Genomic DNA, 23,136 nt, shown 5'->3' with positions numbered 1-23,136 from the left:
TGCTGTTCAGATCATTCAGGGCAAAGCCATGGCCGCCGGATTGCAGGATATGCATTTCAGCTTTTACATTGGCCTGCAGCAGGGCATTAAAAAACGAGAGCGTGTTTTTAACAGGGATCACGTCGTCATCTGCAGCATGTGCCATAAAGGTGGGCGGGGTAGCAGCGGTAACATGCTTATCAGTACTGTAGCAATTTAATAATTCCGGGGAAGGTTGTTTGCCTATCAGGGTTTCACGGGTCCGGGGAATGGCAGGGTCATAAATGATCACAGGGTATAGCAATGCCATGAAATCCGGCCGCAGGCTGATATTTTCCTTGTTGTTGATCACCACCCTGTTTTGTTGGGTTCCTTCCATCGATACCAGGTGACCGCCTGCCGAAAGGCCCATCATACCTACTTTATGGGGGTTAATGCCCCATTCCTTTGCCCTTTGGCGTACCAGCCTGATGGCGGCCTGTGCGTCCTGCAAAGGACCTATGGATTTATCAGCCATGATAGTATCGTCAGGCAAACGGTATTTTACAATAAAAGCGGTAATGCCTTCTTCATTAAGCGCCTTCGCTATCTCTTCGCAGGCTGTTAGCGCCAGGAGGCGATAACCTCCTCCGGGGAAAATCAGTATGGCGGTACCGGTGGCCTTTTCGGGAAAGAAGGGGATGAGCGCCGGTTGTGTGACCCGGGTTACATACCTGTTGGTGTCTGTTTGTTCCAGGTAACCAGGAGGGGCTATACGGGCGTTGGGCACATGGCTGTCGTAAAGTGGTATTGAAGCCTGCCGGGCGGTGGCGGTGAACCAACAGGTAATGGATATCAGCAGGGGAACAAGCCTGCGGCATTTTATGAACCGGATCATCATGCTAGTGGCGAATAAAAGCTCAAGATACAGCTTCCTGTACACCGGGACTATGCAAAAATGCTCAAATTAGCGGCAGCTCCTGAAGCGTGTTGGTTGCATACCATAGGCCGATCTGAATGCCCTGCTGAAAGCGGCCGCATTTTCAAACCCGCACATCCAGGCGATATCCTGCACCTGTTCGTTGGTGTGTTGCAGCAAGTGGGCCGCCTGTTCCAGCCTGATACTGACCAGGTATTGGTAAGGGGTGATATGAAAAACAGATTTGAACTGTCTTACCAGCTGAGGAACCGATAGCCCGGACTGGGCGCTGATTTTGCTTAGATCAATATTTTCGCCCTGAGAAGAATGTAGGATATCCTTTGCTATGCATAGCCGTTTATAAATTTCCTGCCGGGTACCGGTTTTAATAGCCTTTACCCTGGTGGCGCTTTTTATATCCAACCGGTGTGCACTTACCAGGTGGCGTAACAGGAATACAAGATACTCATCAGTCATGGCTTCATTATAGCCATTGTTTTCCAGTAAAGATATAAGGCCGGAAAACTGCCTGTTCATATCCGCTGTTACCGGACGAAGTGTCTGGAAAAATTCAGGTATACCAGTGTTGCCTGTAGTTGGGTGATCAAGCAGGTAGTCTTCATCGTGCATGATATCATGCAACACGGAAGAGGCAAATTCGTTTTTAAAGAAGACAGATAAACACTGTACTTTCTCTTTACTGCTGATGCGGCAGGAGTAACGCTGATCGTTATTTAATACCAGGAATTGTCCCGGGCGGATGGCTAGTTGCCGGCCATCAATGCCATAAGTTTCTTCCCCGCTTAATACTGTTTTAACAGAAAGACAACCTACATGGTCGTCACAAAAGCTTTCCCTGCTTTCTGCATTGAAGATAATATTATGCTTTTTGAATTTATCAAAATGCTGCGCTTCATCAAAGCCCGGCCTGGAATGATCTGGTAAACGGGTAAAGTACATGTGATCTACAGTAAAGGATTGCTGCATAAAGGTAACATTCCTGGTTAAATTTTCACCGGGCGCTTATCGGGTGAGATGGTTGTTTCCCTGTACGCTCACGTACACCTGCTGTTCCTTATCGGACATTTTGCTGAATATGCCTTTTCATAACCTGTTATTGATCAGTTGTTTGTATTTTGGCACAGGGGTTGGAATGCCCGGTATACTTATACTGCCTATATGTTTAGCAACTATCTGAAAATCGCCATCCGCAATCTTGCGCAAAATAAAATCTATTCTGTCATCAATATCGCCGGACTGGCTATTGGCCTTACCTGCGCTATGCTGATATTACTTTATGTAAAGGATGAAGTAAGTTTTGACCGCTTTCATAAGAAGAGTAACAGCATTTACAGGATAGTTTCCAGGATAACCATGAATGGTGCGGAACGCTATTCCTCCAGCACCGGCTTATTACAGGGACCCAGGTTTTCGCAGCATGTAAGTGGCATCAAATCATATGTGCGTGTGCAGGATGGCCGGGCAGATTTTAAGAAAGGCGCCGAAGTAGAAAGCAGGGATCTCCTTTTTGTAGATGCCAACTTCCTGTCGGTATTTACCTTTCCACTGATCGACGGGGATGCCCGGTCTTGTTTGAAAGACCCCCATTCCGTGGTGCTTACAGCGGATGAAGCAAAGAAACAGTTTGGTACAGAGAAAGCAGTGGGTAAGATGCTGATGTTAAAGGAGAAAGGGCAATTTGTGCCGTACCAGGTCACTGCTGTTACAGAGAACTGCCCCCAGAATTCTACCATCGGGTTCAAAATCCTGCTCCCCATCAGGGAAACAGAAGCCGATTTAAGTAACAGCGAAAACTGGTTTTCTTATTTCCTGAATACGTTTGTTGAGCTGGAAGATAACGCTGATCCGGCTGCGGTGGCCCGGCAAATGCAATGGTTTTATGTTAAAGATGCCAGCGCTGCAGAAAAAGCGCTGAACGCCAGGTTTGGAAATCCTGACAATTCCCGCCTGGAAACTTATTTTCTTCAGCCATTCCTCGATATACATTTAAGCAAAGAGCTTTCAGCGCAGAATGGCCTGCAAAAAGCCAGCAATCCGATTTATGGTTATATTCTTTCCGGTATCGCACTTTTTGTTCTGCTTATTGCCAATATCAATTTCGTAAATCTTACGGTGGCCCGTTCCGTGAGGCGCGCAAAAGAAATAGGGATCCGCAAGGCCATAGGGAGCGACAGGCGGCAGCTGATCATTCAGTTCCTGGGAGAGTCGTTTATATTATGTGCTATTGCTTTCGTGTTGGCCATTGTGCTGGCGCAGATGGTGCTTCCCCTGTTTAATGATTTATCAAATAAGAAACTGGCCATCAGCTACCTGCTCGATTTCAAACTGGTAGCGGGTTATATCGCCCTCTTCCTGCTTACGGGTTTACTCGCCGGTTTTTATCCGGCCATGGTGTTATCGGGCTATAAACCTGTTGAAACGCTCTACAGCAGGTTTGCGCTGAAAGGCAACAGCGGGTTACAAAAATCGCTGGTCGTTTTCCAATTCACGCTGGCGGCTTTTTTGATCATAGCCACCTTTACCATCTATTCGCAGTTCGACTATCTCACAAAGGCCGATCTCGGGTACGATGACCAGGATATTGTAATGGTTAGTAAAGAGAATATGTCGCACCAGGAAGCAGCGGCCTTTAAGCAGGAATTGCTTAACTCCCCGGATATTATGTATGTAGCCCCCAAGAACGGTGGTTTTTGGGGAACTGCCGCTAAAATTGATAACGACTCGTCTATCAACTTTGCCTGGGAAACGGTGGATGAATCTTATTTACAAACTTTAAAGATCCCAGTGGTAAAGGGAAGGAATTTTTCAACTGATCATCCCGGTGATTCTGTTCATTCCGTTCTGGTCAATGAAACTTTTGTGAAGACGGCAGGATGGAAAGACCCTATCGGTAAATCAATCGTTTTCAACTACCAGAACAACCAGGCATACCAGGTAATTGGCGTGGTAAAAGATTACCATTTTGCTGCCCTTAACGAACGGATAAAACCCCAGTTGTTTACCATGAAAAACTCCAATCCCTATGGTGTTTTTTATATTAAGATACGCCCCAATACAGCTACCAGCAGCCTTAAATTCATAGAAAAAAAATTCAGGGATTTTTTCCCTTTCAGCCCGTATACTTATGTGTTTAAGAATGAAGTGAACCAGCGGAATTATGAATCGGAAGCCAGGTGGAAACAAATTATTTTGTATGGCGCTATACTCACCATCTTTATAAGCTGTATAGGATTATTTGGTCTTTCTGTTCTTTCTGCGGAGAAGCGCACCAAAGAGATAGGTATCCGCAAAGTACTGGGAGCGTCTGTACGGAATATAGCAACGGTGTTGTCTCTGGAGTTTGTGAAACTGGTGATCATTGCATTGATAATAGCCATCCCGCTGGCGTGGCTGGCAAGTGCAAAATGGCTGGAAAATTATCCTTACAGGATTTCCATGAGCTGGTCTTTATTTGGTTGGGCAGGGATACTGGTGATACTGATTGCCGTGTGCACGGTAAGTTTCCAGGCGGTAAAGGCCGCATTGGCTAATCCGGTGAAAAGTTTGAGGAGCGAATAGGGTTCGTAATTATAAATATTTGCTCACGCAAGGCAATGAACTTTTCAGTATCCATTGCCGAGGGTGAGACTATCGCAACCTAATGTAACCAGCTTTTATAAACAGACCGGCCGATATCGTAAAATGAATCATCCGTATGATCGCCGTTATTGGTAAGCAGCACAATGCCCGCATGCAGCCCGGGGTAGATCATACAAAGCGATGTAAAGCCGTCGGTGCCGCCGTCGTGCGACCATTGCAAATGCCGCCCTGTTTTGGTGGTCATAACGCCCCAGTTTAAGCCGGTGCCTTTATTGACGTCGCCAAAGGTAAGTTCATGCGACAATTGCGCGGCTTTATTCCGGGGATCCAGTTGTTGCTGTATATACAGCAGCATATCATGCGTGGTGGAACGGATACCTCCTGCAGCTTGCGCTAAATCATTCTGCCAGTAGGTGGTGGGGTTTCCTTCCAGGTCGTATCCGGTGGCAACATCTCTATCTTCGTCAGGTGATAAGCTTATCTGTGTTTGCTGCATATGATAAGGGTCGAAAATATATTTTTTTAATGCCTGCTCATAGCTCATGTGATAGATCTTCTCCAATATAATCCCCAGCAAGCCTACTGCAAAATTGGAATACGCCCTGCGGGTTCCAGGCACCGTGTCTAATGTAACATGATGCAAAATATCTGCAAGCATGGCCGGAGTAAAGTGGGTGGAAGGACTAAACGGATCCTCGCCGCTGGTTAGTTTGGGCATCGACGGGAGCCCGGAGGTATGGTTACTGAGATGCACCAGCCGCACCGGCTGGCCATTGTATTCCAGGTTGGGATAGTTACCATCGAGATATTTACTGATATCATCATCCAGTTTTGCTTTGCCTTCAAGTACCGCATTGGCCAGCAGTATACCCGTAAATGTTTTGGTAACAGAGCCGAGCTCAAAAATGGTATTGGCTCCCGGAAGCCGCCCTTCCCCTTTCTTTACTTCCCCATAATTGTAAATGTACATCTGGCCGTTGAGTAATATTCCTACAGAAAGACCTGCTACATTTTTATTGCTCATATAAATGGTGGCGGCCTTTTGGACTACGCTGTCAAGCTGTGTTTTAAGCGGATTATCGGATAAAAATTGTTGCCGTGTCCGTACAACAGGCAGCTTATAGTAAGACAATCCCAGGCTGTTGTAGGAAGCCGGAGCCGTTACACTCAGTGTGAGCTGCAATGATTTCCGGGCAAAGATGAGGCGGTATGATCTATGATCCTTTTCTTCACTGATCAATTCGCTGGATAAGATCCTGCCCATTGCCCCGGCGCTACCCAGTAAACCAACAATCTGAGGCTCACTGAATCCCGCTTTAAATCCGCTGTCCGCCATTGCATAAATCCCTTTGAAATCTCCCCGGTTAAATTTTGTTACGATGCTGTCTTTTACTGTGTTATAAAAAGTAGTATCTGACTGCGCTTTTGCTGTTGTATTAATGAGAAGAAGCAGTAAAAATAATATTCTCATGGAGCCCTTATTTTGTACGTGAATACCGGTGGTGATGGAACAGGCACGACCTGGGAATGAATATACGAAAGTTTTCGTAATTCTGATAAGGAATATTGATGACTGGCATTTCCGGGTTAAAATCTGCCGGATTTCCTGAATTCCAGCGGAGAGATATTCGTTTTGGTTTTGAATAATTTGGAGAAGGACTGCGGATATTCAAATCCCAGTTCAAATGCAATTTCATTGACAGACAGATCTGTTCTGATCAGTTTTTCCTTCGCTTTCTCTATGATCTTCTCCTGTATGTGTTGCTGGGTACTATTGCCTGTAAGTGTTTTGAGCAGGCCGCTCAGGTAGTTAGGGGAGATGTTCAGCTGGCCGGATATATCCTTTACCGTAGGTATCCCGTTCTTTTCCAGTGCTTCGGGAAAAAAAGCCTTTTCCAGTAATGCTTCCAGCTGGCTTACGATACCATGATGGGTGATTTTCCGGGTAATGAACTGCCGCTGGTAAAAGCGTTCTGAATATCCCAGCAGGGATTCGATCAGGGAAATAATAATCCCCTGGCTGAATTTATCAATATTAGTACTGTATTCCCGTTCAATATTTCCAAATAACCCGCTGATGGTCTGCTCCTCATTGTCAGACAGGTACAGGGCTTCGTTTACTGAATAATCAAAGAATTCATATTGTTTTATCCTCCATGCCAGGGGATGACTCCAGAGAAAGTCCGGATGGAGCAGCAGCAACCATCCGGAGGGACTTATATCTTCAGTTAAACCGGTATTAAAACCAAATACCCGCCCTGGGGCTATAAAGTTCATCACACCTTTATCAAAATCATATTCCTGCTGCCCGTATTTCATTTTTACGCACGACTGTGCAAACCTGCCCATACCAATAAAATAGAAATCGGTGGTAAACGCTGTATCCGGCTGCCTGCGTGGCTCTTTTAACTCGGCAATATTGATAACACTGATGAGTGGATGTTTGGTAGCAGGCAAGCCTCTCAGTTGTAGCAGCTCATTCACGCCTTTTATTTTCAGGGGCAGGTTTCCGGCCATGATATTTAGTTTTGATGGTACCAGGCAGCATACTCCCTGGCAAAATCCCGTAACTTTCGTTTCCCTAATACGGGTCTGTTAAGGTAGTAATCCTTTTGCGCTTTTCCATTATGCATATGTTCCTGCATTTCTACCAGCAACCCCGCCGCTTCTGGCGATACGCCGCTGGCTTCGAGCGCCTGTTTCACCTGTTCTCCGGGAACAGCGATCCATTGGAGGCCGGGTATACCAATTGCTTCTCCTATAATTTGCGCTGCCTGGTTACAGGTAAGCTCCTCGCTGGCGACGTATGTCACTTTTAAACCGGTAACTGCGGGAGTGTTGATCTCTGCAGCTATAGCAGCGGCAATGTCTTCAGGTGCTGCAAAGGCTACCATATCATCCCCGCCATAGTTGGAGATAATCATGCCCTGTTGACGGATCATTTCTTTGAGGTGATAAAAATTACTGTAAAAAGGCCCGGGCCGCATAAAGGTAACAGCGGCCCCTTGAAGCGTTTCAAACTTTTTCTCCGGATGGATATCATTCAACAGGTGCGCTATCCAACCACTGAGCACAATTATACGCTTTATCCCCGTTTCCCTGATAGCCCTGACATAATGATCCATATTCCTGTCCCACAGGCCCAGGTCGCGCGAGGTGAAATCCAGTGGATTCATGCAGTATACAACATCAGCCCCGGTAAAAGTTTCAATAAGAAAAGGCAGGTCCTGGATGCTGCCAATAGCAGGCAGGGCGCCCATCGCCAGTATCCGGGCCTGTTTATCCGGATTGCTGCTGATGAGGGTAACGTGGTGGCCTTCTTTCACCAGTATTTCAGTGAGCGGTTTACTGATATTCCCCAGAGAACCGGTAAGTACAATCTTCATGGCTGATCATTTAATTTCAGCAAAGTTCCTTTGGAATGCGAAGGAAAAAGTGTTCGTATCTCAGAAGATTGTATGAAAATGTATGAAAAGTTTGACATGACCCGGCAGGCCATATCCCTGCATGTGAAAATACCGGAGGAATGCGGCCTGCTGGTGATCAGGCAAAGTGGAAGGGATATCTGCGCATGAAGTTTCAAAGCCAATTATTTTGTATATTAGTAGCGGCTAAACATACGCTATACCTGTTCTTCAATAAACGCTCAAAGTAATGCGGAGCTTATGAATCAGTAAATCATTCAAATAAGCTTCCAAATGAAACAGCATTATTTGCCAATTATTTCTTTTTTACTTCTTGTTGCGTGTAATAATGGCACCAAAACAAAAGAAACCTCCGCAACTGTTAAGAAATCACCTGATGTTCGTTGTTATACTTCCAGGATAACAGACAAAGACTGGTATACCTCGGGTAAAAAAGCGCCTAAGCTGCAGGGGTTAAAGGGGATCAGCTTCCCGGTTTCCACCAGCAGTAAAGAAGCGCAGGAATATTTTAACCAGGGAATGATGCTGATGTATGGCTTTAATCATGCAGAAGCAGCCCGGTCTTTTTTCGAGGCTGCCCGGCTGGATACCAGCTGTGCGATGGCTTATTGGGGATATGCTTATGTGCTGGGCCCCAATTATAATGCAGGCATGGAAGAAGATAATTTTCAGCGCGCCTATGAAGCAACGGCTAAAGCAAAAACGCTGTATGCCTCCTGTGCCCCAAAGGAAAAAGCGCTGATCAATGCATTGGCTGCCCGTTATGAAATGCCTGCGCCGGAAGACCGGAAAGCGCTGGATATAGCCTATGCAGCCGCCATGAAGAAAGTGTATGAGCAATACCCGTCTGATCCCGATATAGGGGCCTTGTATGCTGAGTCGCTGATGGATCTTCACCCATGGGACCTGTACGATAAGCAAACAAAACAACCCCGCGCCTGGACACCGGAGCTGGTGGCGGTACTGGAGCACCTGATCAGGATCAATCCCATGCACCCGGGCGCGCATCACTACTATATTCATGCAATGGAGGCATCGGCCCATCCTGAAAAAGCAATGGCGAGCGCCCGGTTGCTGGATACCCTGGTGCCCGGAGCAGGGCATTTACTGCATATGCCTTCGCATATTTATATTAATACCGGCGATTATCATGCAGGCTCTGTTGCCAACATACATGCAGTGGAAGCCGATAGTGGTTATACGGTTGCCTGTCATGCGCAGGGAGCATATCCGCTGGGCTATTATCCGCATAACTACCATTTCCTGGCGGCCACCGCTACGCTGGAAGGTAATTCCGCATTGGCATGGAAAGCCGCGGCAAAGTTGCGGGAGCATACCGCGGAAGATATTATGCGGTTGCCACGATGGGGCACCTTACAGCACTACTATTCCATACCATATTACGTTGCTGTAAAATTCGGCATGTGGGATACCATTCTTTCTCTTCCTGCGCCTGCGGAAGACCTGGTATACCCGCGGGCCATCTGGCACTACGCAAGGGGAATGGCATATCTCGGAAAGAACGGTGTTCCTGCCGCGCAAAAGGAGCTGGACAGCCTGAAGTGGATGGCGGCCGATACTATCCTCAAACACATTACTATCTGGGATATAAATACCACGGCAGATCTTGTGCAGATCGCTGTAAAGGTGTTATCTGCCGAAGTAGCAGTCAAACAACAGCATCCGGATACTGCCATTGCTTTGCTTAAACAAGCGGTGGCCATAGAAGATAATCTGAATTATAACGAGCCGCCCGATTGGTTTTTCTCCGTAAGACATTACCTGGGAGCAGCGCTCCAGGATGCAGGAAAATACAGTGAAGCAGAAAGCGTTTACCGCAAAGACCTGCAAACATGGAAGAAGAACGGGTGGGCATTGATGGGGTTATATCATTCATTAATCTCCCAAAACAAAAATAGCGAAGCGCAGAAAATTAAATTTGTATTTGATGAAGCCTGGCGGTTTGCAGATGTGGACATTACATCTTCGCCGGGTATACAGAGGAAACATTAAACAGCAGGAAGCCTCCGGATCATAGGTCCGGAGGCTTTTTGATTATCGTTCTTGCCTGAACAACGACCTGCATTTTTTTGGTTCGATTTATGCGCTTAGGGGATTTTTTTCAGCTTTGTTAACCAAGCCATAGACTTTATGAAAAGAATAAATGTTCAGGTATTGACGGTATTGATAATGGCAGCATCCACGTGTTACGGACAGCAGGATACCTCAAAGATCCGTAAGGCAGAAGCGAGTTACAGGACCGGGAAAGATTATCTGAAAGAGAAGAAAACGGATGCAGCCATCAGCAGTTTTACTGAGTCCATCGCACTTCATCCCACCGATTCAGCATATGCCAACCTGGGATTTGCTTATCTTCAAAAAAGAGATGATAAAAACGCGCTCTTTTCCTTAAATAAAGCGATCGATCTCAATGCAGGCTACGCCTGGGCTTTGGGCTTGCGCGGGTATCTTTATACAAAAATGGATGCGCCTGAATTATCTTATAATGATCTTTCCAAAGCATTGGCGTTAAATGCAAAAAGTGTGGAAATGCCTGTGCGGCTGGAAGAAGCAGATTCAACCGACAACAATCTCCCGGGCGATTTTATAGAAGACACCACTGCACTACACCTGGAAAAGGAACGCTTTAAGCAATTATATGTAACCCGTGGAACCACTTTTTCTTCGGTAGAAGAGCAATACGGGTTAACCATCAGGGACTATACAAAAGTAATAGCGCTGTATCCCGGTAATGCCACTGCTTATCGGGAGCGGGGGTATCTTTATGCCAAACTTAACAAAAACGAACCGGCAATGGCTGATTTTACAAGCGCCATTGCGCTTGATCCGCAATCGTCCGGTGCATTGAGTGGCCGGGGCGCCCTTTATATAGCGTCCGGCAAACCGGATCTGGCTATTGCAGATATAACAAAGGCGATTGAAATAGACCCGGAGGCAGTGAATAATTATTACAACCGCGGACTGGCCTATTACCACAAGGGAGAGTTTGAACCAGCCATACAGGATTTTACCACGGTCATCACCAAAGGGCCTCCCAATGCTTTGGCCTATCGTCAGCGGGGAAACCTTTATACGTATATAAATAAACCGTCGCTTGCCATTCCCGATCTGACAAAAGCAATAGCGATGGAGCCTAAAGAAGCGGAGAGTTACGCCATTCGCGGATTGGCCTATGCTTTGAAAAAGGATTATAAGCTGGCTATACAGGATTTTACCCATGCTATCAGGTTACAACCAGACAACGCATCTACATATGGTAACCGGGCGCTTGCATATAAATATCAGAAGAATTACCAGGCGGCTATCAAAGACTACACCACCATGATCACCCTGGATCCGAAGGATCTTAGTGCTTACAAGGCCAGGGGAGAGATCTACCGGCTGTTGGGAAAAAAGAAACTGGCCGCAGCTGATTTTAAAAAAGCGGAAGGAAGTTTCTGACTTTAAGATTTACGACCGGATACCAGGTATTGTATCGCCGGCAGCATGCCCTGACGGCTTCCGGTAGGCTCATTAATGACATCATCTGCTAATGTTTTTTCATCTGCTGCCGGGTTTTTCCCCCGGCAGGCTGCTTTTGAGGGATCATTTGTAAATGTTTGATTTTCAATATATACAACTGTGAATTGGTAAATTACAACCACAAGTAGTAATGTTACAACTATAAGGTTTCATGGTTTTACCGGTTTGAAGAATGACGCTGATATCTTTGCTTCATCAAATCAGAAACAAGTAAAACGCAGCATGTATGGATATTAAAGTATTAGGAAACAAAATTACCAAAGCGCGAAAAGAGAAGAATATGTCCCAGGCGCAACTGGCCCAACTTCTTTTTATCAGCCCCCAGGCTGTTGGAAAATGGGAAAGGGGAGAATCTATCCCTGACATTATTACTATTAACCAGCTGGCGGAGATATTGGGTGTTGACCTTAACTATTTTTCAGAAACCTTCCCGTCTGTTGATAATGGCAATACCTTCAAACCGGCAACAGAACGGGCCGGTGAGGATGCGCCCGCCGAACCGGAAGGGAATCATCCATCCTATGCGTCGGAGCAGCCACTCCTTACGAACTTCAGTGGGAGCAATCTGCCTGATACTGATTTTTCGGGCGTTACGGCGCGTCAGCGGAAATTCAGTGGAAGCGCTTTGCGTGGCTCCAATTTTTCGGGAGCTGACCTGACAGAGAGTTCGTTCTTTGGCAGTGATGTACAGGAAGCCAATTTTGATGGAACAAACCTGACCGACTGCACTCTATCGGCCATCAATCTTACCGGTGCAAGCTTTAACAAAACCATTCTTGTGCGTACGGAGCTCAGTAAGTCGGACCTCACGAATGCAAAGTTCGCCAATGCGAAGCTGGTCGATACCAAACTGACCATGAATGACCTGACGAAAACGATTTTTGAGAACTGCACCTTTGAGGGAGTGGACTTTACCTACTCCGACCTGCGGGGCGTTAGCTTTGAAGGGCAGACGTTTATCGGGGTTAAATTTAACAAGACTGCATTGAATGAAACCCGGTTCGCCGGCGCCACATTGATAAATGTTTCTTTCCGTCCACAGTTTGCGCTTACCAACAAATACTACAAGGCTATCAAAACCATTTGCTTCGACAATGCCAGGATGGATAAACTGACCTATGCCGCGCTGAAGGGCATCGGGGCTGATTTGTCGAAGGTTACCATCATATAAATACAGCTATGCAAAATTCAATAGAGGTGATAGGACTAAAGAAGTCCTACAGGGATCTCCATGTCCTTAAAGGAGTAGACTTTGAGGTTAAAAAGGGCAGTATTTTCGCCCTGCTTGGCGCCAATGGCGCAGGTAAAACAACCATCGTTAAAATCCTTACCACGCTTCTGCGGCAGGATAGCGGAAGCGCTACCGTTAACGGGTTCGATGTGTTGCTACATCCGCAGTATGTGCGGCGATCTATCAGTCTTACAGGCCAGTTTGCCGCCGTAGACGACATACTTACCGGCAGGGAAAACGTGCTGATGATAGCACGGTTACGGCATCTTAAAAATCCACACCAGGTAGCCGGTGATTTGCTGGAACGCCTGGGCTTAACGGATGCCGCCAACCGCAGGGCGTCTTCCTATTCAGGTGGAATGCGGCGGCGGCTGGATATTGCCATGAGCCTGGTGGGGCAATCCCCGCTTGTTTTCCTCGACGAGCCTACTACCGGGCTTGATCCCGAGGCCCGTATTGAAGTATGGAAGATCATAAAAGAGCTGTCAGCTAACGGTACTACGGTATTTCTTACTACCCAGTACCTTGAAGAGGCAGAGCAGCTGGCAGACCAGATTGCCATTTTGCATGAAGGCAGTATCATCGTAAACGGTACACTGGCGGAGCTGAAGAAGCTGTTTCCGCCTGCAACAATCGAATATATTGAAAAACAGCCGACGCTGGAGGAAATATTTCTTTCTGTCGTAGGTAAAAAAAAGGAGGGTAAATAAATGGAAACGGTAAGGATCAGAGAACATTTTTTCCTGGATATGAGCATTATGCTCGGGCGTTCCATGCGTCATATTTCCAGGAGTATGGATACCATTATCACGGTTACCATCATGCCTATTGCCATGATGCTGCTGTTTGTTTATGTATTGGGCGGGGCCATTCATGCAGGCACTGATAATTATGTAGACTACCTGCTGCCGGGTATCTTGCTGATCGCTGTAGCTAACAGTGTAGGCTATACGTCTTTCCGCCTGTTTACAGATGTACAACGGGGTATATTTGAGCGTTTTAATTCAATGCCGGTGGCAAGGTCGGCCGCGCTGTGGGGGCATATACTTACGTCCTTGCTGTCAAATATCATCTCGCTTGTTATCATTATCCTGGTGGCTTTGATCATGGGTTTTCGCCCGTCGGCAGGTATATTACAATGGCTGGCAGTGTTGGGTATACTCGGGTTGTTTTCGCTGGCCCTCACCTGGGTGGCGGCTATTGCCGGCTTATCAGCCAAAACGGTAGATGGAGCCAGTGCCATTGCTTACCCCATCCATTTTTTACCCTTAATAAGTTCTGCTTTCGTGCCAACGGCCTCAATGCCCAAAGGCGTCCGTGCATTTGCAGAGCATCAGCCGGTAACGCCCATTGTTGAAGCGATACGGGCGTTGCTTTTTAGTCAGCCGGTAGGCCAGGAGATATGGGTGGCGCTGGCATGGTGCACTGCTATTATGGTATGGGCTTACTGGTTTGCGATGAGGATTTACCGGAGAAGGGGTAGGGATTTTTGCTTTTGAAAGAGGAGTCTGTGCATAGATGCCCAGGTATCATATGTTTCAACTGTCGACGTTTACTTCCTTCAGCAGGGTGAGCCCGCGTTGCCAGCGAAATAAGCCAGCCGCCACAGCTGCAGCTATAATTAATTCAAATGCTGCTTTTTCGCTCCCCGCGGTACTTACTACATCCTTTATCTGTCCGTCCGTAATTTTGTAGGAGCTTTGACCAATTTCCAACGCCATGCGATCGTAAGCCGGCACAGGCAATGCGGGGCCACCAGTTGCCCTTCTGCCAACTGCCTGCCGAAGATGCGTATCCGTTATGCCTGGTCCTTCAAATATGCACCGGTGCAGTTCCTGTGCCATAGCCCTGTGATCAGGACTGCCTTTAGGTTTGCCTTTGCCAAAAACATATCCTTGTTTTAGCATTCGTTTTGCTGCGCGTGACTGATCTGCATCATTAAGCATTTCAAAACCGAAGGCATTGGCACAGCGGGCAGTAATGCTGAACAGGGCAGTAACCGCCATTGCATCTTCCAGATCCCTGGGAGATGCACCGCTCCGGAGTATGCCTGCCAGATGTTCAGTGGTTAGTACATCGGGGGTTTTCGCAAATATTTCCAGGAATTGCAGTGTAGCATATAGTTTAGTAGACAGATCTGCTGTCCGGAAGTCGTTAAGCGCCGTGGCTACCATTGTTTTATTGATAACAAGTGAAGCAATTGCGCCGTGCGCTTCCACACAAAACGGGCATTCGTTCCATCTGGCAGTCATGGCGGCAAAAAGTTCCCGTTCTCCAACAGACCAGCCACTTTCTCCACGCATTGCAGCATGGGTCCAGGTGGTCATGGGCTTACCATAAAAACTGCGGTGATACATAACGATCCGTGCTGCATCCGGTAAGCGTATTCCGGATACGCCTGAAATAAACCTGATAAGTAATGCTTTGAAGAAACCATCTCCTTCTTCTACTTTTTGCAGGCGCATACTATCTGTTTTTGTAGATTAATGTTAAGTAAGGAAATTGCAGGTAATAAATTTAATATTTTATTATTTTCCGGGGAATTAAATGCTGTGCCTGTTGAAATTAGTACTAAGAGCGTGTAACTTTATTTCATCACGAAAAACCACCTACTATGACAGTAGAACAAATTGCCTCACGCCTGGCAGAATACTGCCGTAATGAAGAATTTACCCGGGCCCAACAGGAATTATATGCTGAAGATGCAGTAAGTATAGAGCCTTTGGAAACTCCGGGATTTGAGAAGGAAACGCGGGGACTGGAAGCGTTACAGGAAAAGGACCGTAAATTCAGCTCGATGGTAGAATCCCGTTATGGCACTACTGTTTCCACGGTGTTAATTGCTGGTAATGTTTTCTCCTTTGTGCTCACGATGGACATTAAAATGAAAGGCAGGGAGCGTGAAAAGATGACGGAGCTTTGCGTATATCATGTGAAAGATGGTAAAATTGTTTCTGAGCAGTTTTTTATGTAACAAGCCTTAACAACATGAAGCGCGCCCACGCTTGGTTGTGGGCGCTTCATGTTGTTAAAAGCGTCATTATATATGAGTCGCTTTCGGCACTGCTTCCGTAAGGTTTTCATTACCGGAAGCCGTTACCAGGATATTGTCTTCAATCCGTACCCCACCGATATTTTTCCAGTGTTCCACTTCATTCCAGTTAACATCCTCCCGGTGTTTCTTTATAAACTCCGGATCTTCCAGCAAAGCTTTAATGAAATATAAACCTGGCTCCACGGTGATCAAATGGCCTGGCTCCAGTTGCAGGTCCACACGCAGGCGGCTGCCGAAATAGATACGGGGCGAAAGGTTGTTGGAGCCGCTGCCTGCAACGGTATCATAAGGTACGGTATGACCGCCATGCCGGAAGGCTTGCATTTCGAAAGCGAGCCGTACATCCGTTTCCGATATACCCGGGCGGATCATTTGCGCCAGCTCCCGGTAGCCATATAGCGTAGGCTCAGGACCTGCTTTCCTCGTAAGTAGGACCATACATCCCCGGTACTTTATTTCCTGTAGCGCGCAGGTAAACGATCATTTCGCCACGATGATGATAAATGTGATTAAACAGGAAACCGCGCGCCACAATTCCCCGGGGCATAGGACCAAGAATAACCCGTTCACCTGCTTTCATGGTCCAGTTATCCTTTAGCTTTTCTTCTGTAATTGATTTTAATGCGTTCCTGGCCAGCGTTACATTGTTTTCAAAAAGCGACAGGGTAGCTTTGATATCATCAGCGCTTCCCCGTTCAAGAGGGTCAGCGGCCAGATCGTATACATCCTTAGTGAATGTGCCTGTATACCAATAATAGATGGTGGCGATATGCTGGGCCAGCTGGCCCATTGTCCAGGATGTAGCTGCGGGTTTGTATTGCAGGTCTTTTTCCGGAACGGCCTGTAATAATTTACGTGTGTTGTTTACTTCATGCTCGAATTCTGCCAGAAGTTGCTGTACTATCATAGAATGGTATTTGAAATAAAGATAGTAACAGCGTCTGATTTAATTGGTATTAGCAGTAAGGAATTAAATTACAGCCCTCCGTAAAGGGCTGTAACCACTAAGCTACTACAAGTAGATTATAAAATATTCAACTTGCCGCAATCCACATCTACAATATGACTGTTGAAAGCAACTCCTGTTTCAGACGCCAGGAAGGCAGCTGTTTCGCCTACCTGTTTTAAGGTGAGACTTGTTTTCAGGATATCGAGCGACTTATACTGTGCAATCAGTTGCTCTAACGGCATTCCATATTGCCGTGCGGCGGCTTCAATCCATCCGGAGATCCTTTTGGTTTCCATGATGGCGCCTGGACAAATACAAATCACTTTGATGCCATTTTTCCCCCATTCCGTGGCCATTACCCGGGTAAGTCCTTCAATGGCAACACTGGCAGCCGTGATGCCTGCTACGTTGGAGAGCTTTGACCTGGATAATGCCGCGGTAAGCAGTAAGATGGTGCCTTCGGAGTGTGTTTGTATCATATATCTGGCTGCCGCCCTTGAAGTAAGGAATTGTGACCCGCAGATCTTTTGGATGGGGGCCATGAACTGTTCGAAGGTGGCTTCGGTTGTAGCCGGCCGGCCGCCCATCTCATTGTAATCAGCCCCGATGCCATTGAATACAATATCCAATCGCTGGTTATCCGCCACCACCTTTTCCAGGAAGTCGCTGATTTCAGCCTCAACCATCGCATCCACTTTAGCGGCTTCCGCCCATCCGCCACCGGCTTTGATTTCGCGGGCCAATTCATTTACGGCATCCAGGTTCCGGGCGGTAACATACACCTTAGCTCCCTGTTGGGAAAACGACCGTGCAACAGCTCCGGCAATTTCACCGGATGCAGCAAATACGACAGCTACTTTGTCTTTAAGATTTTTCATGTTGTTTGAATTTATCTTTTGGACGATTCGGCTGTGCAAAACGATCGGGATTTTAGAAAAAAAATATTTTCGTTTCCGGAACAAGGATTCATACATATTAACAAATCATTATTCCATATCGCACACTGATGTGCCTGCCCGGATTTACACTATATTTATCTGGCTATATAAGTAAGCCTATGCCGGCCCTTTTATACCACCTTGCCAAAAATGAACGCTCCTATTTGATCACCAAACATAAAACCCGAAAAATGAAGAACATTGTAAAACACCTCTCATTGTGCATGGCCCTGTTTGCATCTTTTACTTTACATGCCCAGTCAAACCCGGCCTCTTCAGAGGTAACCATTGAAAGCAAAGAAGGAAACAGCCAGGCAAAAGGCCAGGTATTTGTTGCCGCTAAAAAGGATGACCTGCCCAATGATCCTTACAGGAGTATTGTATTTACATCAACGGTTAGCGGAACGGCTTCGCTGACATTGAACATTCCTTTGTGGCATAGCGTTAAGCAGCCCTATGTTACCTTTGAAAACCTTACCAAAGGCACTTACCTGCGCTTTACAACATTCCCGGGGGAAAGCACTTACAGAACGGAGTCGGTTACCTTACAGGCGGGTGATCAGTACCGGTTAACGGCGCATATCTCGCCTGATCCCAGCGATCCTAATGACGATACGGACGAAGATGTATTGGCTACCCTGAGCTGGTAACGTTATTAAAGCAGGAAGCGTGGTACGGCCGCAGGGCGGTATCACGCTTTATATTCTATCTCTTAAAAAGAACCGGTATTTTATTCCGCTCTATGATCTTTTGAAAATTTATCTGACCATTTTCATCAAACAATTCATCCATTGTGGCATATACTAATTTTCGCTGCCCGTCTTTTTCATATAGGTTAATACGAAACCCAAGCGGTACAGCATACTCCACATTTTTGTTATTGGCGGTAAAGATCATTTCCGTGATGGGCTCATTGCCATATTCTTCTTCCCGGAAGGCGATAAAATGCAGGTGGAAGAAGTTTTCCAGCATGGGGAAATTTTCATGATAACTGGTTATCATCAGGCAACGCCGTCTTGGTGCAGAAATGATCAACCGGTCGGTATGCAGTACTTCACAGGCATGATGGAGGAAAGCGGGGGAGAGGATCTTTTCTGAAGAATGATCTTCACCGGAAGCAAAAATAACACGATTGTCCAATCGCTCTGAAACCTCGAATTCGTATGGATAGGCATCTATGTGCTGTTGCCAGTTTTCATAATTGGCTTTTACTTCAGGATGTTGCAGGTCGGACGGAGTAATGTATTCAAATCGGGTTCCCGCGTCCTGTGCAAAAATGACAGCCAGCTCCAAATGCTCCCTGTCTTTTACAAAAGGAATGGCTGCCACCTGGTTGATCGCCTGCCAGTTTCCCGCTTTCAGCATGGGATATACCGGCACTTTGTTTTTATCTATCGCAATTTCAATTTCCTGTTTGCTTTTGCCAAACAGTTTTTTGAATAATCCCATAGTAATGATGCATTTGGTTTATGACATATTCTCCGCCCGGTATTGGCCGGGCATGCGCATCAGATCCTGCAATTTATCGAGGTGTTTTTCGTAAATATTCCTGGGTGTTGTTTTGTATTTCGTACACAAGGCTGCAGCCTTTCCAACCACTTCGCCCATCATGCCGCAGGTGCGCATTACACGTACAGGGCCCAGACCGTCGTTGCTTACGCTGATATCTCTTCCGGCCATAAAAAGATTGCTGATATTGCGACTGTATAAAACGCGGTAGGGCGCCCAGTATATTTTCTTATACACGTATCCTTCTCCCTCGCTGGCCCTGGAAATAAATTCCTGTCCTTTCAGGCCTTTGTCGAAGGCCGGATCGGCGGTATGAATATCTATATGCCATGAACAGGGGAATGCCGGGTCGGGAAACGAACGGTCTTTTCTGAAGTCGTCCGCAGTTAGTACCAGGTCTCCCATCAACCTCCTGGATTCCCTTTTGCCGGCAATAAAGGCCGCCCAGCCCAGGCGATGGTTGGGATATTGTTTATCTACGTTTTTCAGGGTATCCCACGCGCCGTACATGGCCCGGAAATTAAGATCCCGTATAAGCTCTATTTCAGTGATCGGGTTTTTATCAAAGCCGCTTTCCCAATACCATCCGCCCAGGTTGGAGAGTGGGTCTTCGCGGCCCCATTGTCCCTTATAACCTTTACGGCCGGGAAATGGTTTGTCTTTTAAATCAATGGCCCAGGGGCAACGGGGGAAGGGTTGTGCTATTTCACCCATCTCGCATTGCATGGCCAAAGCTGTTTTGTCTTTACATTCGCAGGCCAGCACCTGTTTATTATCAGCTGCATTGAGCACATTCCATAAATTTGAGGTGCCCATCAAACCTGTTTTTGACATTTCATAATCGGCCCCGGCCAGGAAGCCAACGGTAGCATCTCCTGTACAGTCTGCAAAATATTTTGCCGTCAGTTTCCGGCGTTTACCGGTTTGTATATTTTGGATAATAACGGCTTTAATTTCATTGTTGGCTGTTTCCACCCGGAAAGCGCGCTCGTACATCATTAAAGTGATATTGGGCTCGTTTTCCACGGCTTTCATTTTCTTTGAATCGTCGTACGACGCGCCGTTCAAGGCATTGCGGGAGCCATTTACACGCTCGGGCGGTGTGGGCATTATTTCTTCTACGATGTCGCCTACATGTGGGAAGGGTTCCTGTTGTGTGCGTCCTTCGGGCCATACCCTCACTTCTGAGCTTCCGTTACCACCCAGTACCGGCCGGTCCTGTATAAGCGCTACCCTGATTCCCTGCCTGGCCGCGGAGATGGCCGCACTGGTCCCTGCAACGCCTCCGCCGATCACCACCAGGTCGTAATTTCCTCCATCGGTGGGCTCGTCGCTTAATCCCAGTAACTTTCTTCTGAATTTTGTGAGCGCCTGGAGATCATTTACAGGTTCAAAATTTATATCCTTGCAAAACAGGATGGCTTCACAACGTCCTTCAAAGCCGGTGAGGTCGTGAAGGGAAAGGGTTGCTTTTTGGGGTACGGTTACCTGGCCGCCGTCGTGCCAGTGCCAGGCGGCGCCTTTGGTGCCAAAGGTTTCTTTTAAAGGGACATTATTGATGAGTAATTGAAACTTACCCGGCGCTCCCGGCACTTTCCAGGGAGCCACCCAATCTCTGGTACGTACCCAAACCCTGTATGTGCCGGCAGACGGAAATTCAACGGCTGTTGTAGCATCTTTAACGGGTATGCCTAAACCATGGGCCAGCAAATAGGGAGAACCGGTTATATCCATTGATTGCTGATCAAGCTCCCATCCACCGTAGTCTGTAAAGCCTTCTGCTTCTACGAAAAGAAATTCACCAGGTGCGGCCGTCTTTGTGTTGGCAAAAATACTTTTCCTGCTTAACAAGAGTGTTAACGCGGTACTGCCTGCGAGGCCGATGAATTGTTTCCTGTTCATGGTTACTTTCTTTTCTTTACGTGGATTTTATTAATGGTTTTTAAAATACTAATTTAATCTGAAAGTAAAGGGAGATTATTAACCAGTGTTGAGCTTGATAAGTGGGGGAAATAAACTGAGCCATCCAGACAACTAATTTGAGCTATAAAAGAAAGCAGCCCTGCTCTCTAAACCCTGATCTTTGTGTTGTTAATCAAATAAAATTTACAGCAATGACAACAATAAAAAAGATAGCCCTGGGCAAAAACGGGCCACTGGTATCCAAACTCGGATTAGGTTGTATGCGGATGTCGTCCGTTTGGGGAGGCGAGGGCGCCGACGAAAATGAAAGTATTGCTACGATCCAGGCGGCGTTAGACAGCGGCATCAATTTCCTGAACACGGGCGATTTTTATGGCAGCGGCCATAATGAGCTGCTGATAGGCAAAGCCATCAAAGGCAGAAGGGACGATGCTTTTATAAGCGTTAAGTTTGGCGGTATTTTTTATGGCAGTCAGTGGCTGGGGCTTGACCTCCGCCCGATAGCCATCAAAAACTTCATCAATTATTCCCTGGTACGTTTGGGCATAGATACCATCGATCTTTATCAGCCCTGCCGGCTCGATAACAGTGTGCCGGTGGAAGATGTGATCGGCACCATAGCCGACCTGATCAAAGAAGGCAAAGTGCGTTACCTCGGTGTTTCTGAAGTAACGGCGGATCAGCTGCGCAAGGCCAACAGCATCCACCCGGTAACGGCGCTGGAAATAGGCTATTCACTGGCCGACCGGCAGATAGAAAGCGACCTGCTTCCTGCTGCGAAGGAACTGGGCATAGGAGTAGTGGCATTTGCCAATACCGCCGAAGGATTACTTACAGGCGAAATGAAGGCGCCACTTCCTGCCGGTTCCTACCATCATCACTTTTCCCGTTTCCAGGGAGATAACCTGGTGAAGAACCTGGAAAAAGTAGAAGTGTTAAAACAAATGGCTACAGAAAAAGGATATACACCTGCCCAACTGGCCATCGCCTGGGTGAATGCACAGGGCGATCATATTATGCCGCTGGTAAGTATGAGCCGGAGATCAAGGTTGCCGGAAAACAGGCAGGCCATGGAGATAACATTCACTCCCGCTGAGATGAGCATGCTTAACACGCATTTTGCTCCCGGCGCTATTCTCGGAGGCACTTACCTGCAGCGGTAGTATAGAAGCCGCGCCCGTTTCATATCTTTACATTATGACAAATCCAACAGAAATACTTCCGGGAGTCATCTTTTTCTCTTATCTCTCAAAGATGAGAAAGGAAAAGGTGGCATTCATGGAAGATAATACACTGATACTGCAGGTGTCGGGCCGTTTTACACTGGAAACGGCTACCCAGAAGATCTCAATGGGGCGCGGCGAAATGCTGCTGGTACAAAAAAATCAACTGGGAGAAATTACCAAAATGCCCCTGGAAGAAGAGTATTATCAAACTGTTGTTATCAGGCTGAAGGAAGACCTGCTCCGGAAGATTGCCCTGGAGGAACAGATAGAGATAGAACATAAATACAGGGGCCCCGGCAGTATCCTGATTCCAGGCGACGATTTTTTACATGCCTTCTTTCAATCTATACTTCCCTATGTGCATCACCCGGAAGACAAAATAACCCAGGCGATGGGTATGCTTAAAGTAAAAGAAGCGGTTTACCTTCTCCTGAATATCATGCCCGGGCTCAAAGAATTATTATTTGACTTTTCGGAGCCTTATAAAATGGACCTGGAAAAATTTATGGTCCGCAATTTTCATTACAATGTTCCCATTGAAAAATTTGCACAACTCACGGGAAGAAGTCTTGCCGGGTTCAAGCGCGATTTCCAGAAAATATTCGATATGCCCCCAAGACAATGGTTACTGGAAAAACGGCTGGCGGAAGCCCGGCATCTTATAGAAAAAAAGAATAAGAAACCCTCTGCAATTTATCTTGACCTGGGTTTTGAAAGTCTCTCTCATTTCTCCCATTCTTTTAAAAAGAAGTTCGGCAAGGCGCCTACCGACCGGTTAAATTAGGAAGTCGTGGCGCCCGGTTCCGTTATTCCGTTCCATATAACCAGCCGGGAACTCGTCCCGTATTTTATAATTCCTC

22 protein-coding genes are annotated in these 23,136 nt (G+C 46.8%); 10 read left to right on the top strand and 12 right to left on the bottom strand.

Features of this window, described 5'->3' with window-relative positions:
- Together VIM72_RS12965 and VIM72_RS12960 are read right to left on the bottom strand one after the other, a co-directional pair.
- Window positions 1-859, bottom strand: an 859-nt coding sequence (locus tag VIM72_RS12965; RefSeq protein WP_332003257.1) for an alpha/beta hydrolase, incomplete at its 3' end; no start/stop codon positions are given.
- A gap of 66 nt (window positions 860-925) precedes the next feature.
- Entirely contained in the window at window positions 926-1,864 is a 939-nt protein-coding gene (locus VIM72_RS12960; RefSeq protein ID WP_332003256.1) for an AraC family transcriptional regulator, read from the bottom strand.
- Between the two features lie 192 nt (window positions 1,865-2,056).
- Here VIM72_RS12960 and VIM72_RS12955 point away from each other — a divergent pair, with 192 nt between their 5' ends.
- Window positions 2,057-4,456, top strand: coding sequence for an ABC transporter permease (locus VIM72_RS12955; RefSeq protein WP_332003255.1), 2,400 nt, complete (start codon window positions 2,057-2,059; stop codon window positions 4,454-4,456).
- 79 nt (window positions 4,457-4,535) lie between these two features.
- On the opposite strand, the gene VIM72_RS12950 is transcribed toward VIM72_RS12955, so the two are convergent.
- From VIM72_RS12950 to VIM72_RS12940, 3 genes are all read right to left on the bottom strand, one after another.
- Window positions 4,536-5,948: a serine hydrolase domain-containing protein gene (locus tag VIM72_RS12950; RefSeq protein ID WP_332003254.1), complete on the bottom strand. Its 1,413-nt coding sequence runs from the start codon at window positions 5,946-5,948 to the stop codon at window positions 4,536-4,538.
- 116 nt (window positions 5,949-6,064) lie between these two features.
- The gene (locus VIM72_RS12945) at window positions 6,065-6,994 is read right to left on the bottom strand and encodes a helix-turn-helix transcriptional regulator (protein ID WP_332003253.1); all 930 of its coding nucleotides are present in this window, start codon (window positions 6,992-6,994) and stop codon (window positions 6,065-6,067) included.
- A gap of 5 nt (window positions 6,995-6,999) precedes the next feature.
- Window positions 7,000-7,863 (bottom strand): NmrA family NAD(P)-binding protein, encoded by an 864-nt coding sequence (locus VIM72_RS12940; RefSeq protein WP_332003252.1) that lies wholly within the window; start codon window positions 7,861-7,863, stop codon window positions 7,000-7,002.
- Between the two features lie 312 nt (window positions 7,864-8,175).
- Here VIM72_RS12940 and VIM72_RS12935 point away from each other — a divergent pair, with 312 nt between their 5' ends.
- Together VIM72_RS12935 and VIM72_RS12930 are read left to right on the top strand one after the other, a co-directional pair.
- A complete protein-coding gene (locus VIM72_RS12935) occupies window positions 8,176-9,915 on the top strand; it encodes a hypothetical protein (protein ID WP_332003251.1) in 1,740 nt (579 codons plus the stop codon).
- A 138-nt stretch (window positions 9,916-10,053) separates the two neighbouring features.
- Window positions 10,054-11,364: a tetratricopeptide repeat protein gene (locus VIM72_RS12930; protein ID WP_332003250.1), complete on the top strand. Its 1,311-nt coding sequence runs from the start codon at window positions 10,054-10,056 to the stop codon at window positions 11,362-11,364.
- A gap of 2 nt (window positions 11,365-11,366) precedes the next feature.
- Here the strand turns inward: VIM72_RS12930 and VIM72_RS12925 are convergent, their stop codons facing one another.
- On the bottom strand, window positions 11,367-11,567 hold the full coding sequence (locus VIM72_RS12925) for a hypothetical protein (RefSeq protein ID WP_332003249.1): 201 nt from the start codon (window positions 11,565-11,567) through the stop codon (window positions 11,367-11,369).
- A 104-nt stretch (window positions 11,568-11,671) separates the two neighbouring features.
- On the opposite strand from VIM72_RS12925, the gene VIM72_RS12920 reads away from it, so the two are divergent.
- From VIM72_RS12920 to VIM72_RS12910, 3 genes are read left to right on the top strand one after another with little or no spacing between them, the layout of a single operon-like run.
- Window positions 11,672-12,616: a pentapeptide repeat-containing protein gene (locus tag VIM72_RS12920; protein ID WP_332003248.1), complete on the top strand. Its 945-nt coding sequence runs from the start codon at window positions 11,672-11,674 to the stop codon at window positions 12,614-12,616.
- A gap of 8 nt (window positions 12,617-12,624) precedes the next feature.
- On the top strand, window positions 12,625-13,386 hold the full coding sequence (locus VIM72_RS12915; protein ID WP_332003247.1) for an ABC transporter ATP-binding protein: 762 nt from the start codon (window positions 12,625-12,627) through the stop codon (window positions 13,384-13,386).
- Complete coding sequence (locus tag VIM72_RS12910) at window positions 13,387-14,175, top strand: ABC transporter permease (RefSeq protein ID WP_332003246.1); 789 nt, start codon at window positions 13,387-13,389, stop codon at window positions 14,173-14,175.
- Between the two features lie 39 nt (window positions 14,176-14,214).
- Here the strand turns inward: VIM72_RS12910 and VIM72_RS12905 are convergent, their stop codons facing one another.
- Window positions 14,215-15,141 carry a hypothetical protein gene (locus tag VIM72_RS12905; RefSeq protein WP_332003245.1) on the bottom strand — a complete coding sequence of 309 codons (927 nt, stop codon included), beginning with the start codon at window positions 15,139-15,141 and terminating at the stop codon, window positions 14,215-14,217.
- Window positions 15,142-15,290: 149 nt separating this feature from the next.
- Here VIM72_RS12905 and VIM72_RS12900 point away from each other — a divergent pair, with 149 nt between their 5' ends.
- Window positions 15,291-15,650, top strand: a complete 360-nt coding sequence (locus tag VIM72_RS12900) for a nuclear transport factor 2 family protein (RefSeq protein WP_332003244.1) — start codon at window positions 15,291-15,293, stop codon at window positions 15,648-15,650.
- A gap of 66 nt (window positions 15,651-15,716) precedes the next feature.
- Here VIM72_RS12900 and VIM72_RS12895 read toward each other — a convergent pair whose 3' ends face one another.
- From VIM72_RS12895 to VIM72_RS12885, 3 genes are all read right to left on the bottom strand, one after another.
- Window positions 15,717-16,169, bottom strand: a complete 453-nt coding sequence (locus tag VIM72_RS12895; protein WP_332003243.1) for a M24 family metallopeptidase — start codon at window positions 16,167-16,169, stop codon at window positions 15,717-15,719.
- Window positions 16,138-16,638, bottom strand: coding sequence for a DinB family protein (locus VIM72_RS12890; protein WP_332003242.1), 501 nt, complete (start codon window positions 16,636-16,638; stop codon window positions 16,138-16,140). Before VIM72_RS12890 ends, VIM72_RS12895 begins: the two co-directional genes overlap by 32 nt.
- Before the next feature lie 116 nt (window positions 16,639-16,754).
- The gene (locus VIM72_RS12885) at window positions 16,755-17,558 is read right to left on the bottom strand and encodes an SDR family oxidoreductase (protein ID WP_332003241.1); all 804 of its coding nucleotides are present in this window, start codon (window positions 17,556-17,558) and stop codon (window positions 16,755-16,757) included.
- A gap of 251 nt (window positions 17,559-17,809) precedes the next feature.
- On the opposite strand from VIM72_RS12885, the gene VIM72_RS12880 reads away from it, so the two are divergent.
- Window positions 17,810-18,268, top strand: a complete 459-nt coding sequence (locus tag VIM72_RS12880) for a hypothetical protein (RefSeq protein ID WP_332003240.1) — start codon at window positions 17,810-17,812, stop codon at window positions 18,266-18,268.
- Window positions 18,269-18,323: 55 nt separating this feature from the next.
- Here the strand turns inward: VIM72_RS12880 and VIM72_RS12875 are convergent, their stop codons facing one another.
- Complete coding sequence (locus VIM72_RS12875) at window positions 18,324-19,067, bottom strand: DUF1444 family protein (RefSeq protein WP_332003239.1); 744 nt, start codon at window positions 19,065-19,067, stop codon at window positions 18,324-18,326.
- Between the two features lie 18 nt (window positions 19,068-19,085).
- Window positions 19,086-21,029 (bottom strand): FAD-dependent oxidoreductase, encoded by a 1,944-nt coding sequence (locus VIM72_RS12870; RefSeq protein ID WP_332003238.1) that lies wholly within the window; start codon window positions 21,027-21,029, stop codon window positions 19,086-19,088.
- 212 nt (window positions 21,030-21,241) lie between these two features.
- Between VIM72_RS12870 and VIM72_RS12865 the strand changes: the two genes are divergently transcribed.
- Both VIM72_RS12865 and VIM72_RS12860 read left to right on the top strand, forming a co-directional pair.
- On the top strand, window positions 21,242-22,213 hold the full coding sequence (locus VIM72_RS12865) for an aldo/keto reductase (protein WP_332003237.1): 972 nt from the start codon (window positions 21,242-21,244) through the stop codon (window positions 22,211-22,213).
- Window positions 22,214-22,247: 34 nt separating this feature from the next.
- On the top strand, window positions 22,248-23,060 hold the full coding sequence (locus VIM72_RS12860) for an AraC family transcriptional regulator (protein WP_332003236.1): 813 nt from the start codon (window positions 22,248-22,250) through the stop codon (window positions 23,058-23,060).
- Window positions 23,061-23,136: the final 76 nt, after the last annotated feature.

The sequence above is a fragment of the Chitinophaga sp. genome (assembly GCF_036569185.1).
Lineage (GTDB): Bacteria > Bacteroidota > Bacteroidia > Chitinophagales > Chitinophagaceae > Chitinophaga.
The sequence above is the reverse complement of the archived record's forward strand: the minus strand, read 5'-3'. Positions and strand labels throughout refer to the sequence as shown.

Bases quoted from the DNA above. Each gene is read 5' to 3' on its own strand.
- VIM72_RS12960 (WP_332003256.1), bottom strand. From the start codon at position 1,864: ATGCAGCAATCCTTTACTGTAGATCACATGTACTTTACCCGTTTACCA.
- VIM72_RS12955 (WP_332003255.1), top strand. From the start codon at position 2,057: ATGTTTAGCAACTATCTGAAAATCGCCATCCGCAATCTTGCGCAAAAT.
- VIM72_RS12950 (WP_332003254.1), bottom strand. From the start codon at position 5,948: ATGAGAATATTATTTTTACTGCTTCTTCTCATTAATACAACAGCAAAA.
- VIM72_RS12945 (WP_332003253.1), bottom strand. From the start codon at position 6,994: ATGGCCGGAAACCTGCCCCTGAAAATAAAAGGCGTGAATGAGCTGCTA.
- VIM72_RS12940 (WP_332003252.1), bottom strand. From the start codon at position 7,863: ATGAAGATTGTACTTACCGGTTCTCTGGGGAATATCAGTAAACCGCTC.
- VIM72_RS12935 (WP_332003251.1), top strand. From the start codon at position 8,176: ATGAAACAGCATTATTTGCCAATTATTTCTTTTTTACTTCTTGTTGCG.
- VIM72_RS12930 (WP_332003250.1), top strand. From the start codon at position 10,054: ATGAAAAGAATAAATGTTCAGGTATTGACGGTATTGATAATGGCAGCA.
- VIM72_RS12920 (WP_332003248.1), top strand. From the start codon at position 11,672: ATGGATATTAAAGTATTAGGAAACAAAATTACCAAAGCGCGAAAAGAG.
- VIM72_RS12915 (WP_332003247.1), top strand. From the start codon at position 12,625: ATGCAAAATTCAATAGAGGTGATAGGACTAAAGAAGTCCTACAGGGAT.
- VIM72_RS12910 (WP_332003246.1), top strand. From the start codon at position 13,387: ATGGAAACGGTAAGGATCAGAGAACATTTTTTCCTGGATATGAGCATT.
- VIM72_RS12905 (WP_332003245.1), bottom strand. From the start codon at position 15,141: ATGCGCCTGCAAAAAGTAGAAGAAGGAGATGGTTTCTTCAAAGCATTA.
- VIM72_RS12900 (WP_332003244.1), top strand. From the start codon at position 15,291: ATGACAGTAGAACAAATTGCCTCACGCCTGGCAGAATACTGCCGTAAT.
- VIM72_RS12895 (WP_332003243.1), bottom strand. From the start codon at position 16,169: ATGGTCCTACTTACGAGGAAAGCAGGTCCTGAGCCTACGCTATATGGC.
- VIM72_RS12890 (WP_332003242.1), bottom strand. From the start codon at position 16,638: ATGATAGTACAGCAACTTCTGGCAGAATTCGAGCATGAAGTAAACAAC.
- VIM72_RS12885 (WP_332003241.1), bottom strand. From the start codon at position 17,558: ATGAAAAATCTTAAAGACAAAGTAGCTGTCGTATTTGCTGCATCCGGT.
- VIM72_RS12880 (WP_332003240.1), top strand. From the start codon at position 17,810: ATGAAGAACATTGTAAAACACCTCTCATTGTGCATGGCCCTGTTTGCA.
- VIM72_RS12875 (WP_332003239.1), bottom strand. From the start codon at position 19,067: ATGGGATTATTCAAAAAACTGTTTGGCAAAAGCAAACAGGAAATTGAA.
- VIM72_RS12870 (WP_332003238.1), bottom strand. From the start codon at position 21,029: ATGAACAGGAAACAATTCATCGGCCTCGCAGGCAGTACCGCGTTAACA.
- VIM72_RS12865 (WP_332003237.1), top strand. From the start codon at position 21,242: ATGACAACAATAAAAAAGATAGCCCTGGGCAAAAACGGGCCACTGGTA.
- VIM72_RS12860 (WP_332003236.1), top strand. From the start codon at position 22,248: ATGACAAATCCAACAGAAATACTTCCGGGAGTCATCTTTTTCTCTTAT.